Source organism: Streptomyces anulatus, assembly GCF_014650675.1.
Taxonomy (GTDB): domain Bacteria; phylum Actinomycetota; class Actinomycetes; order Streptomycetales; family Streptomycetaceae; genus Streptomyces; species Streptomyces anulatus.
This window is the reverse complement of record NZ_BMVK01000018.1, coordinates 15593-27670: the sequence shown is the minus strand read 5'-3', so window position 1 is coordinate 27670 and position 12078 is coordinate 15593. Positions and strand designations below refer to the sequence as shown.

The following is a 12078-nucleotide window of genomic DNA, read 5'->3' as shown; positions in this document are numbered from 1 at the left end:
CCGTGGGTTCCGGGCATGGTGACCCGCCGGTCGCGAAGTCCCAAGGATTCCGGGCGCGGGGCGGCTGCGTGAAGTGGTCTCACGGAATCTCCCCAGGTGATACGCCGGGCATGCCTGCGTGGCAGGATGAGCGTGTCGCGCAGACCGCTGCGGACCGTACGGCAGAGGGAAGGACCGGACCCGGCGTTGAGCGAGAATCAGAACCTGCTCGCGGAGCAGCGACGTGCGCTGATCCTCGACGAGGTGCGCAGGCGTGGCGGGGTCCGGGTCAACGAGCTGACCCGCAAGCTGAACGTCTCCGACATGACGATCCGCCGGGATCTGGACGCGCTGGCCCGCCAGGGCGTGATCGAGAAGGTCCACGGTGGTGCGGTCCCGGTCGTCGAGGCGAGTACGCACGAGCCGGGGTTCGAGGCGAAGTCGGCGCTGGAGCTGAGTGCCAAGGAGGACATCGCGCGGGCGGCTGCGGCGCTGGCGGTGCCCGGCAGCGCGATCGCCCTCTCGGGCGGGACGACGACCTTCGCGCTGGCCCGGCATCTGCTGGACGTGCCGGATCTGACGGTGGTGACCAACTCGGTGCGGGTGGCCGACGTGTTCCACGACGCTCAGCGTCCGGCCGGGGGGCGCGGCGCGCGGCCCGGGGCGGCGACGGTGGTGCTGACGGGCGGGGTGCGCACGCCCTCGGACTCGCTGGTCGGGCCGGTCGCGGACCGGGCCATCGACTCCCTGCACTTCGATGTGCTGTTCCTCGGCGTGCACGGGATCTCGGCCGAGGCCGGGCTCTCGACGCCCAATCTCGCTGAGGCGGAGACCAACCGCCGTTTCGTCCGGGCGGCTCGCCGGATCGTGGTCGTGGCCGATCACACCAAGTGGGGCACGGTGGGCCTGAGTTCCTTCGCCACGCTGGAGGAGGTCGACACGTTCGTCACGGACGCGGGCCTGGCTCCTCGGACGCGCGCGGAGATCGGGGAGCATCTGCCGGGTCTGCTGGTGGCGGGCGACGCACCCGACGAGGCTTCGCCGGCCGAGGGCTGAGAGCCTGTCGGTCGCCCGGCAGGCTCCGGGCCGGGCCCTTCGGGTTCCGTTCGGCACGGCGGGTCCGCCGGGCACCCCATAGGATCGAGGTGTGGCCGTCTTCCGGATCGAGCGTTTCTCCCCTCTCCCCGCAGCCGAGGCCTGGCGCCGGGTGACCGACTGGGAACGGCACGCCGCGCAGGTGCCGTTGACCGCGATCTCGGTCCCGACCGGGCTTCCCTCGCAGCTCGGGACGGTGTTCGTGGCGCGTACGGGGCTGGGTCCGCTGGCGTTCGACGATCCGATGGAAGTGGTGCGGTGGACGCCGCCCGCCGGGGGCCGGGCCGGGGTCTGCCGACTGGAGAAGCGGGGGGCGGTGGTGCTGGGCAGGGCCTCGATCGACGTGCTTCCCACGGATTCCGGTTCCCATGTCGTCTGGGTCGAGGAACTGCGGGTGCGGCTGGTGCCCCGGTGGGGCGATCCGCTGCTCGCCTCCACCGGACGGCGGATGTTCGGCAAGGTCCTGGACGCCCTGCTCGCCTCCCCCGGCGATGTGCGCGGGTGAGGTGCCCGGACCGCCCCCAGGGGTGAGGTGCACGGGTGATGTGACCGTCACACGATTGACTCGTTTGTCGGTATGACATCCCCGCCACGGCCCCGGAAGGCACCCATTTCATGCCGATCCATCAACCGCAGCAGCGGACCGACGTACACCCCGGCCGCACGGGCGTGCAGCAGGCCGAGGCCGCCCTCGTGGAGCACTATCCCCGTCTGGTGCGGCTCGCCTACGTAGTCCTGCCGCCGGCGCTCGGACGGCACCGCCGGGTCCTGGCCGCGCACGCCGTGGTCCAGCGGGCCCTGCCCGCCGCCGGGAGCCCACGCGTTCCCGCGCAGTCCCGCCGGTCCGGCGCTCCGGTGGACGCGGAGCCCGCACCGGAGGGCGCCGGGTCGGACCTGGGCCCCTCGGGCGCGGCGTACGGGTGGATGCGGCTGCGGGTGCTGCGGGGGGCGCTGGCCCACGAGCGGCGGCCCCGCTGGTGGCCCGGCAGGCTTCCGGCTCCGGCCGCGCTGCGTCCGGCCGTGCCGGTGGTGTGGGGGCTGCGGCTCTTCCCCCGGGCGGGCGGCGTCGATGAACTGACCCTGGACCGGGCCCTGTCCACGGTGCCCGGGGCGGTCCGGGCGGCGTTCGCCCTGCAGTTGCTGGAGGGGCTCGACGAGTCCGGGGCGCGGGATCTGCTGGCCGGGGCGGGGGTGTCGGATCCGGCGGGCGCGGTGCGCCGGGCGGCCCGGCTGGGGAGGCCGGACCGGGCCGGGGCGCAGGCGATGCTCAGGTCCGGCGAGTTCGACCCGTGCACGGTCCAGACCCGCCCGAGCGACCTGCTGCGGCGCAGGCACCGGGTGCGGGCGGTGGCGGTGGCCGCGGCGCTGTGCGTGGTGGCGGGAGGCCTGGCGGTCGCCGTCGACGAGGGGGCGCGGCCCACGGGCGACGACCGGAACCCGGCAGGCGTCGCGGTCCCGGCGCTCGATCCGGCAGGGCTGCTGCGGACTTCGGCGGAGCGGTGGGCGGACACCTCGCGCGTCGACTTCACCGCCTGGCCCGCCCGGGGCGGGCGCACGGGCGACGGCGAGCTGCTGGGCCGGGCGCTGCGGGCCTGGTCGGGGCCGCCGGATTCGGTCCGGGTCACCACCACGCCGGGCACGGTCGCGGCGCCGCCCGTCGAGCCGCCCCGGCTGCTGTTCGCGGGTGTGGTGGACGGGGCGGCCGTGGTGCTGTTCCACGACAGCGGGGACCGGGTGGTGCGGTACGCGGAGCCGTTGTCCGGCTCCGGCGGGGCGGCGCTCGACTTCGCCCGGACCGACGACGCGGACGTGACGACGGGCGCGGCCGTCGTCGTCAGCCGCACGGGCGACAGCGCGCGGTTCCTGCTCGCCCCCTGGATCGAGGAGTCCACCACCCGGGATCTGCTCGCGCCCGGCACCCCGGCCCGTCCGCTGGCGGTGGGCCCGGACGGGGTGACCGCTCCGGCGCCCCGGCCGGCCGCGAACGGCGCGTGCGACTCCTGGCCGGTGCTTCAGCTACGTTCCTCCGGGCGGATCGTGGAGAAGCACGCCTTCCTGGTGACGGATCTGGGAGACCTGGCCCCCGCGCATCTGACGTACACCCCGAAGCCCGGCCGGGGCGCACCGGCCCGGCAGCCGCGCGAGGCGACGGGCGGTGAGGCACTGCTCGCCTGGGCGCGTACGGCGTGTTCCCTGCGGACCCTGTCGGGTTCCGGCGTGCGGGCGGTCAACAACTGGGCCTTCGCCGAGCAGAAGCTGCCCGAGGACGGTGCGTCGGCCGGCTGGCTGTGCACCCGGGCCGACACCTGGCGGGGTCCCGGCCGGGTGCTGGTGCACTTCCTCGAACCCGCCGGCTCGCCCACGGACCCGGCCGCGGTGGTCGCCGACCGCGACGACACGGCCCTCTGCAGCAGGTTCGGGCAGCACGTCCTGGCGGGCACCCGCTGGAAGGCGGCGTCCGGCCGGTGGTACGTCCTGGCGGCGGGGAGCCGTGCGGTGACCCGGATCGAGGCGACCGGGGCGGTACGGGAAGCGGCGGGCGGTCCGACGTTCGCGGTACGGGCGCCTCGTGACGCCGCCGTGGAGCTGACGGCGTCGCTGCGCGGGGGCGGAACGCTGGCGGCGGTGCGCTGAGCCGGCACGGCCCCGGGCGACGTCACCGTACCGATGGCGTCGGTGCCGCCGTACGGAGCCCCTCGACCGGTCGCACCGGCCGTCCGGTGCCAGACTCGGAAAGGTGACGGATCTTGGCGACACCTCTGACGGCGGCTCCGACGACCTGACTCTCCCCGACGGCCCGGACAGGCCCGGCAGCTCGCATCCGCGCTGTCTGGTGACCGGGGCGACCGGCTACATCGGCGGCCGGCTGGTGCCCGCCCTGCTCGATGCGGGGTACCGGGTGCGCGCTCTGGCCAGAACGCCGCAGAAGCTGCGCGACTACCCGTGGGCGGACCGGGTCGAGGTGGTGCGCGGTGATGTCACCGACGCCGCGTCCCTGGCGGAGGCGATGCGGGACGTCGACGTCGCGTACTACCTGGTGCACGCGCTCGGTTCCGGCTCGGACTTCGAGGAGACCGACCGCAGGGCGGCCCGGACCTTCGGCGAGCGGGCGCGGGCGGCCGGGGTGCGCCGGATCGTGTATCTGGGCGGGCTGACCCCGGCCGGGGTCCCGGAGAGGAACCTGTCGCCGCATCTGCGGTCGCGGGCCGAGGTGGGGCACATCCTGCTGGACTCCGGGGTGCCGACGGCGGTGCTGCGCGCGGCGATCGTGATCGGCTCGGGGTCCGCCTCGTTCGAGATGCTGCGGTATCTCACCGAGCGGCTGCCGCTGATGATCACCCCGAGCTGGGTGCGGACCCGGATCCAGCCGGTGGCCGTACGGGACGTCGTCCGGTATCTGGTGGGGAGCGCGAAGCTGCCCGAGGACGTGAACCGGGCCTTCGACATCGGCGGCCCGGACGTCATGACGTACCGGGACATGATGCAGCGCTACGCCCGGGTGGCGGGGCTGCGGCCACGGCTGATCCTGCCGGTGCCGGTGCTCACCCCGACGCTCTCCAGCCGCTGGGTCGGTCTGGTCACCCCGGTGCCCAGCTCCATCGCCCGGCCGCTCACGGAATCGCTGCGCCACGAGGTGGTGTGCCGGGAGCACGACATCAAGGAGTACGTCCCCGATCCGCCGGACGGCTCCATCGGCTTCGACCGGGCGTTGCGCCTGGCCCTGAAGCGGATCCAGGAGGCGCGGGTCGACACCCGCTGGTCCAACGCCTCGGTGCCCGGTGCGCCGAGCGACCCGCTGCCGACCGACCCCGACTGGGCGGGCGGCAGCCTCTACCGCGACGAGCGGGAGCTGACCGTGCCGGTCGGGCCGGACGCGCTGTGGCGGGTGATCGAGGGCATCGGCGGGGAGAACGGCTGGTACTCCTTCCCGCTGGCCTGGGCGGTTCGCGGCTGGCTCGACCGGCTCGTCGGCGGGGTGGGGCTGCGGCGCGGCCGGCGGGACGCCCAGCATCTCCGGGTGGGCGACTCGCTGGACTTCTGGCGGGTGGAGGAGATCGTGCCGGGCGAACTGCTGCGACTGCGGGCCGAGATGCGGGTCCCCGGCCTGGCCTGGCTGGAGCTGTCGGTGCGGAGCGACGAGCGGGGCCGGACGGTGTACGGGCAGCGTGCCCTGTTCCATCCGCGCGGGCTGTTCGGCCACGCCTACTGGTGGAGCGTGTGGCCCTTCCACTCGGTGGTGTTCGGCGGGATGGCGCGCAACATCTCCGAGGCGGCGGCGGCCGAGGAGAAACGGCGTGCGTCGATGGCCGACAGTGGTACAGACAACTGACGGTCCGAGCACTATCGTGTGCCCGGCTCCACACACCGCAGACCGCCGGGAGGTGCACGCGATGGCACGCCTACTCCGTACCGTGGGACGGGAGTTCGTCGATTCCGCGCCGATTCGTCTGGTGTTCGCCGCCGAGGTGTCCGCTCCGCCGGACGTGGTGTACCGCGCGCTCGCCGACGATGTGCCGTCCTGGCCGTCGTGGTTCACCGCCGTCACCCTGGCCACGCCCACCGAGGACGGCGCGGGCCGGGAGGTGCGGCTGCGGGGCGGGGTCCGGTTCCGCGAGACGATCGTGGCCGCCGAGCCGGACACCTGCTACGCCTACCGGGCCGACGAGTCCAACGCTCCTGGTCTCCGTGCCCTGTTGGAGGAGTGGCGGCTCACTCCCGAGGGGTCCGGCACCCGGGTGCAGTGGACCTTCGCCGCCGACGGGACGGGGCCCTTCCGCCTGGTGCTGAGCCTCGCGCGGGCGGGGGTGGGCCGGTCCTTCCGGGACGCCGTGCGCCGCCTGGACGCGCGGCTGGCGACGACGGCGCCCTGAGCGACGCGCCGGATCCCGGCCTCAGCAGGGCCAGGTTCCGGTGGTGAGGAAGTCGTCGATGGCGGCGGTGTACGGGGCGATGTCCAGGCCCTGTTCCTCCAGCCACGAGTCCGAGTAGTACTTGTCCAGGTAGCGGTCGCCCGGGTCGCACAGCAGCGTGACGACGCTGCCCTGCTCGCCCCGCTCCACCATCTCGGCGATCAGCTTGAACGCGCTCCACAGCCCGGTGCCCGTGGACCCGCCCGCCTTGCGGCCGATGGCGCGCTCCAGCGCGCGGACGGCGGCGACGCTGGCGGCGTCGGGCACCTTCATCATGCGGTCGATGGCGCCGGGCACGAAGCTGGGCTCCATGCGCGGGCGGCCGATGCCCTCGATGCGCGAGCCTCGGTCGCTGGTGGCCTGCGGGTCGTTGTGGGTCCAGCCGTCGAAGAAACAGGAGTTCTCCGGGTCGGGCACACAGATGCGGGTGTCGTGCTGGAGGTAGTGGACGTAGCGGGCGATGGTCGCCGAGGTGCCGCCGGTCCCGGCGGTGGCGACGATCCAGGCGGGCTCCGGATAGCGCTCCAGGCGCAGCTGCTGGTAGATCGACTCCGCGATGTTGTTGTTGCCGCGCCAGTCGGTGGCGCGCTCCGCGTAGGTGAACTGGTCCATGTAGTGCCCGCCGGTCTCGGCCGCGAGGGCGGCGGACTGTTCGTACATGGTGCGCGAGTCGTCCACGAAGTGGCACCGCCCGCCGTGGAACTCGATGAGGCGGCCCTTCTCCGGGCTGGTGGTGCGCGGCATCACGGCGATGAACGGGACGCCGATCAGTTTGGCGAAGTACGCCTCCGACACGGCGGTCGAGCCGCTGGACGCCTCGATGACCGGCTTGTCGGGCCGGATCCAGCCGTTGCAGAGCCCGTACAGGAAGAGCGAGCGGGCGAGGCGGTGCTTGAGGCTGCCGGTGGGGTGCGTCGACTCGTCCTTGAGGTAGAGGTCGATGCCCCACGCCTCGGGCAGCGGGAAGCGCAGCAGGTGGGTGTCGGCGGAGCGGTTCGCGTCGGCCTGGACCTTGCGGACGGCCTCCTTCAGCCAGGCCCGGTACTCGGGGTCGCTGCGGTCGACGTCCACGGTCGCCCTGGCCCCGTGCCCGGCTGCGTGCTCACTGGTGTCCATGGGCCTGCTCCTGTTGGTCGTCGGTCCGGTGCTCGCGGCTCCACGATATGCACCCCACCTGCGCAAACGGTCACTTTGATGGTCCATAGCGCTGCCTTTGACCGCCGCCCGCGGGGGCGGCCGTGACGGGCGGTGCGGGTGAGCGCCCGCCGTGCTTCCGGGCCCTCTGGCGATCCGGCCCGTGTCCGGGCACACTGCACAGCAGGAGTGGTGTCGAAGGGGGGCGAATCCGCTGTGGCGGACGTCGAGTTCAGTGCGTCGGGGGTCAGGATCGAGCGGTTCACCAGGTCGCTGACCAGGGCTGGTCAGGTGGTGGTGAAGGACGGCCGGCTGTCCCTGCTCACGAGCAACGGGCGGGAGATCGACAGCGCCCCGGTGGGCTCGGTCAGTGCACGCAAGTGGTGGTTCATCGCGGCGGATTCCGTCATCGCCCGGGTGAACGGGGTGCGCTACCGGTTGACGATGGGGCAGCGCAGCCGCAGACGCGACGGGGCGGCTCCGTTGCGGCGTTTCCTGGAGACGCTGCGCAGTGCGCGAGGCCGCCGGGACTGACCGGTCGGTACGGACGGGGCGGTCCGGTTCCCGGGCCGCCGGGCTCCGCCGCGAGTTGCGGAGCCGTATCCCCTGGGCCACGCTGGATCCATGTCACTGAAGGTGCACCCTCGGTGACAGAGCGATCCGCTCCACGGATCCGGATCGCGCGACACGAGCAGACACGACAAGAGCAGAGCGGATTCGGCAGTCAGTCGCCCGCCGGGCTCCGTTCGTTTCTCTTCTCTTCTTCCGGACCTATTTCGGGGAGTCGCAGCCGTGATCAGCGAGCCAAGCAGGCACTGCACGGTGGAGCTCCAAGCCCTGCCGTCGCGGATCGGTCAGGTCCGCAGAATCATTTCGGCGCAACTGCGCTACTGGCATCTCGATCCTCTGATCGACCAGGCGGCCCTGGGCGTCACCGAGCTTCTCACCAACGTTCACCGGCACGCACAGCCGGACAAGTCATGCACCGTCGACATCGAGCTGCTGCTCGACCGGCTGACAGTCTCGGTCCACGACCACGACCCGCGCCTGCCCACGGTCAACGAGGCGGACTCGTTCGCCACGTCGGGCCGGGGCCTGGCCCTGATCGCGGCCGTCAGCGAGAGCTGGGGCGTGCGGCCCATCGGCTCGGACGGGAAGGCCGTCTGGTTCACGCTGCCGGCGGCCACCGGCGCCTCGACCCTGCCACCGCTCGCGGTCTACGGGTCGATGACCGACGGGCCGTTCGGGGCCGTGACCATCACCCCCGACGACATCGTGGCCGTGCCCGCCCGGTCGGCCGTCGTCGGCTGACCGGGCGGGCGGGGGCCGGGCCGGAACGGAGTGCGGCGGAGCGGCTTCGCGCCGCCCGGCCGCCACCGCGTTCCGCCCCGGGGTCACGCCTTGCCGCTGCCCGCGGCCCGGCCGAACTGCTCGTCCAGCACGGACAGTCGGCGCCAGTACTCCTCCTCGTCGATCTCCCCCGCGGCGAAGCGACGGCCGAGCAGCGCGATCGGTGAGGACTCGGCGGGAACGGCCCCCGGAGTGCGGGCCGCTCCCCACGGGCCTCGGCGCCCGCGCCACACGGTGCGGCGCAGCAGGGTGACGATCCCGATGACGACCGCCGCCCAGACGAGCGGGAAGAGCAGGACCCAGGGGCCGGGTCCGCCGGAGTGCGCCAGGGTGTTCATCTCGGTCAGCTCCCTCGTTCACGGATGGCGGGTGCCGTTCCGGTCGCTTCCGAGCCTGCCCGGACGAGGCGCTCCGGGCGTCGTACACCCGGCGGCCGTGCGCGTACTCCGGTGGGAGCAGCGGGAGTCCTCCGCCACTTCTTCCGATCCGCGGGTGCGGCGGGCGAGCCCGCGCGGTGCTCAGGCCAGGGCGGCGAGGGGGTCGTCGAGGACCGGCTGCCAGGCCAGTTCGGCGGCGCCCACCAGGCTGTTGTGGGCCAGGGTGCACGGCAGGATCGGCACGCTGCCGCTGCGCCCCCACAGGCTCCGGTCGGCGACGACGGCGCGCAGCCGCTCCGGGTCCGCCTCCAGCAGGTCGCGGTGGAGCCCGCCGAGAATGATCCGGTCCGGGTTGAGGATGTTGACCAGCCCGGCGAGCCCCAGGCCCAGGCGGTCGATCAGCGCCTCGGCGGCGTGACGCACGGCGGGGTCGCCGTACTCCGTACGGAGCAGATTTCCGGCCTGCTTGAGGAGGGACTCCTCGGGACCCGGTTCGCGTCGGGCGGTGGTGAGGAAGGCCAGCGGGTCGGTCTCCACGTCGAGGCAGCCGCGCCCGCCGCAGTGGCAGGGCCGCCCCTCGGGGGCCACGGTGAGATGGCCCACCTCCAGTGCGAGTCCCGAACTCCCGCTGTGCAGGCGGCCGTCGAGCACCAGCGCCCCACCGACGCCCCGGTGGCCGGTGGCCACGCAGAGGAGGTGCTGGGCGCCGCGGCCCGCGCCGTGCCGGTGCTCGGCCAGCGCGGTGAGGTTGACGTCGTTGCCGGTGAACGCGGGTCCGGTGATGCCCGCTTCCCGTACGCAGGCGGCGAAGATGTCCCGGACCGGGGAGCCCGCGGGCCAGGCGATGTGCAGCGGATTGAGGGCCGTGCCCTCCGGCTCGGCGACCGCGGAGGGCACCGCGAGCCCGGCCCCGACGCAGCGCAGTCCGCTCTCGCGCAGCAGTCCCGCCCCGGCCTCCACCACCTCGCCGAGCACCTGCGCGGGGTCGGCCATCACCGCGACGCAGCCCGGCGAGGTGGCGACGATCCGGCCGCCGAGCCCGACGAGCGCGGCCCGGAAGCCGTCGGCGTGCACCTGGGCGGCGAGAACGACGGGGCCGGTCTCCAGGACGGACAGCCGGTGCGAGGGGCGGCCCTGGGATCCGGCCGCCGACCCGGGGCTGGAGTCGACCCGGATCAGCCCGAGCGCCTCCAGTTCCGCGGCGACCGCCCCGGCGGTGGCGCGGGTGACGCCGAGTTCGGAGGTGAGCACGGCCCGGGTGGGGGCGCGTCCGGTGTGGACCAGTTCCAGTGCGGGCCCGAGCGCACTGCGGCCCCTCTCCAACTTCGTCCGGGTGGTGGTCGCCTTGCCGTTCATGGGGGCGAGTCTCCCATGATCCGGAGACGTCCCGGACGCCCAGGGCCTGTCCGGGGATCCCGTTCCGGCCACGGCCGAGCCCCCGGAACGTACGGCGTGCAGCGATGTTGCGTCCGTCGCCGGAGCGCCCCTATGCTGAGTTTGTGCCGCAACTAAACAAACTGCGGACGGCCCTACCGGGGGGACCTGGCGGAGACACCGCCCCACCCTCGTCGGCCCGCCTCCGTACCGCGCTGACCGTGTTCTTCGCCCTCGACGGGTTCCTCTTCGCCGGCTGGGTGGTCCGTATCCCGGCCATCAAGCAGCAGACCGGAGCCTCTGCCTCCACCCTCGGCCTCGCCCTGCTCGGCGTCTCCGCCGGTGCGGTCATCACCATGATGCTCACCGGCCGGCTCTGCCGCCGTTACGGCAGCCATGCCGTCACCGCGGTCTGCGGCGTCCTGCTCCCCCTGAGCATCGCCCTGCCCGCCCAGACCCACTCGGCGCTCTCCCTCGGCCTCGTGCTGCTGGTGTTCGGAGCGGCGTACGGCGGGATGAACGTGGCGATGAACAGCGCCGCCGTCGACCTGGTCGCCGAACTGCGCCGACCCGTGATGCCGAGCTTCCACGCGGCGTTCAGCCTGGGCGGCATGGTCGGCGCCGGGCTCGGCGGGCTGGTCGCGGGGGGCCTCTCCGCGTCCACCCACCTCTTCCTGCTGGCCGGGACCGGACTGCTCGTCACCGCCTTCGCCGGGCCCTCCCTGCTGCGGCACCGCCCGGCCCCCGCCGCTCCGCGCGCCGTCGACCGGCGAGCGCCGAAGCAGCGGATGTCGCCCCGGGCCCGCCGTGTCGTCGTGCTCTTCGGCGTGATCGCCCTGTGCACGGCGTACGGGGAAGGGGCCCTCGCCGACTGGGGCGCACTGCACCTGGAACAGGACCTGGGCGCACACCCCGGGCTCGCCGCCGCCGGATACGCGCTGTTCGCCCTGACGATGACGGCGGGGCGGCTGACCGGGACCATGCTCCTGGAGCGGCTCGGCCAGACCCGCACCCTCGTCCTCGGCGGCGTGACGGCCTCGGCCGGGATGCTGCTGGGCTCGCTGGCGCCGACCACCTGGCTGGCGCTGGCCGGGTTCGCGGTCACCGGCCTGGGGCTCGCCAACATCTTCCCGGTCGCGGTGGGGCGCGCGGGCGAACTCGCGGGACCGAGCGGGGTCGCCGCGGCGTCGACGCTCGGCTACGGCGGGATGCTGCTCGGCCCGCCCGCGATCGGCTTCCTGGCCGACTGGTTCTCCCTGCCGCTGGCCCTGACGACGGTCGCCCTGCTGGCCGCCGCGGCGGCCGCCCTGGGCTACGGGGCCCGCAACGCCACATCGGATGCGCACACCTGATCACCCGCACACCTGGTCGATTGAGTAGCCGTACTCAGGCGGGTCCCGCTCCCCCGGCGCACGATGGAAGCCTCGACCGAGCACGAATCCGAGCAAGAAGCAGGGGAGCCCACCATGAAGCGCCTGACCGGCCATCCGCACCTGAACACCCTGGTCCGGCTGACCTTCCGCAACCCCGCTTCCCTGATCTACCTCGGGCTGGTGCTCGCGGCGACGCTCTTCGTCGCCGTGGACACCCTGTTCGTCGCCCACGAGGACGCCTCGTTCTCCGGCGTCTGGCTGTTCCTCCTCGCGGCCCCGACCATCTTCCTGTTCTTCGTCGGCGGTTCCCTGGCGGGCGCCGAGGCGGGCGGGCCCGCATGGTTCCTGGTGCTCGGTCTGGTGGTCTCGGTCCTCGTCCAGTCGCTGGCCCTGGGCTGGTTCGTCCGCCTGGTGCGCCGGGTCGGATCGGCCGGATCCACGCATCCGCAGGGCGTCTGACGCCCGGGGCGGGTCGCGCGCGCCTGG

At 73.7% G+C, this 12078-nt stretch carries 12 protein-coding genes; 9 read left to right on the top strand and 3 right to left on the bottom strand.

All coding sequences use genetic code 11. From position 1 onward, the window contains the following. Positions 1–186: 186 nt before the first annotated feature. From IE272_RS31750 to IE272_RS31730, 5 genes are all read left to right on the top strand, one after another. Positions 187–1035, top strand: a complete 849-nt coding sequence (locus tag IE272_RS31750; RefSeq protein WP_190009213.1) for a DeoR/GlpR family DNA-binding transcription regulator — start codon at positions 187–189, stop codon at positions 1033–1035. 91 nt (positions 1036–1126) lie between these two features. Continuing rightward, positions 1127–1579, top strand: a complete 453-nt coding sequence (locus IE272_RS31745) for an SRPBCC family protein (protein WP_050362705.1) — start codon at positions 1127–1129, stop codon at positions 1577–1579. Between the two features lie 110 nt (positions 1580–1689). Next, positions 1690–3708 carry a hypothetical protein gene (locus IE272_RS31740; RefSeq protein WP_190009211.1) on the top strand — a complete coding sequence of 673 codons (2019 nt, stop codon included), beginning with the start codon at positions 1690–1692 and terminating at the stop codon, positions 3706–3708. A 145-nt stretch (positions 3709–3853) separates the two neighbouring features. After that, the gene (locus IE272_RS31735; protein WP_050362717.1) at positions 3854–5404 is read left to right on the top strand and encodes an SDR family oxidoreductase; all 1551 of its coding nucleotides are present in this window, start codon (positions 3854–3856) and stop codon (positions 5402–5404) included. Between the two features lie 61 nt (positions 5405–5465). Next, positions 5466–5945, top strand: coding sequence for an SRPBCC family protein (locus IE272_RS31730; RefSeq protein ID WP_050362707.1), 480 nt, complete (start codon positions 5466–5468; stop codon positions 5943–5945). A 21-nt stretch (positions 5946–5966) separates the two neighbouring features. Here IE272_RS31730 and cds1 read toward each other — a convergent pair whose 3' ends face one another. After that, positions 5967–7100, bottom strand: a complete 1134-nt coding sequence (cds1, locus tag IE272_RS31725) for an L-cysteine desulfhydrase Cds1 (RefSeq protein WP_050362708.1) — start codon at positions 7098–7100, stop codon at positions 5967–5969. A 210-nt stretch (positions 7101–7310) separates the two neighbouring features. Between cds1 and IE272_RS31720 the strand changes: the two genes are divergently transcribed. Then, complete coding sequence (locus IE272_RS31720) at positions 7311–7652, top strand: hypothetical protein (RefSeq protein ID WP_050362709.1); 342 nt, start codon at positions 7311–7313, stop codon at positions 7650–7652. Positions 7653–7910: 258 nt separating this feature from the next. Beyond that, on the top strand, positions 7911–8429 hold the full coding sequence (locus IE272_RS31715; protein WP_073805659.1) for an ATP-binding protein: 519 nt from the start codon (positions 7911–7913) through the stop codon (positions 8427–8429). A gap of 83 nt (positions 8430–8512) precedes the next feature. Here IE272_RS31715 and IE272_RS31710 read toward each other — a convergent pair whose 3' ends face one another. Further along, positions 8513–8806, bottom strand: coding sequence for an SHOCT domain-containing protein (locus tag IE272_RS31710; RefSeq protein WP_050357409.1), 294 nt, complete (start codon positions 8804–8806; stop codon positions 8513–8515). 180 nt (positions 8807–8986) lie between these two features. Further along, a complete protein-coding gene (locus IE272_RS31705) occupies positions 8987–10201 on the bottom strand; it encodes an ROK family protein (RefSeq protein WP_050357410.1) in 1215 nt (404 codons plus the stop codon). Between the two features lie 239 nt (positions 10202–10440). Between IE272_RS31705 and IE272_RS31700 the strand changes: the two genes are divergently transcribed. After that, positions 10441–11571, top strand: a complete 1131-nt coding sequence (locus tag IE272_RS31700) for an MFS transporter (protein ID WP_057661217.1) — start codon at positions 10441–10443, stop codon at positions 11569–11571. A 114-nt stretch (positions 11572–11685) separates the two neighbouring features. Then, the gene (locus tag IE272_RS31695) at positions 11686–12051 is read left to right on the top strand and encodes an SCO4225 family membrane protein (RefSeq protein ID WP_047175278.1); all 366 of its coding nucleotides are present in this window, start codon (positions 11686–11688) and stop codon (positions 12049–12051) included. Positions 12052–12078: the final 27 nt, after the last annotated feature.

Excerpts from the sequence above, each read along its gene's own strand:
- IE272_RS31730 (WP_050362707.1), top strand. The coding sequence starts at position 5,466 with ATGGCACGCCTACTCCGTACCGTGGGACGGGAGTTCGTCGATTCCGCG.
- IE272_RS31695 (WP_047175278.1), top strand. The coding sequence starts at position 11,686 with ATGAAGCGCCTGACCGGCCATCCGCACCTGAACACCCTGGTCCGGCTG.
- IE272_RS31740 (WP_190009211.1), top strand. The coding sequence starts at position 1,690 with ATGCCGATCCATCAACCGCAGCAGCGGACCGACGTACACCCCGGCCGC.
- cds1 (WP_050362708.1), bottom strand. The coding sequence starts at position 7,100 with ATGGACACCAGTGAGCACGCAGCCGGGCACGGGGCCAGGGCGACCGTG.
- IE272_RS31705 (WP_050357410.1), bottom strand. The coding sequence starts at position 10,201 with ATGAACGGCAAGGCGACCACCACCCGGACGAAGTTGGAGAGGGGCCGC.
- IE272_RS31710 (WP_050357409.1), bottom strand. The coding sequence starts at position 8,806 with ATGAACACCCTGGCGCACTCCGGCGGACCCGGCCCCTGGGTCCTGCTC.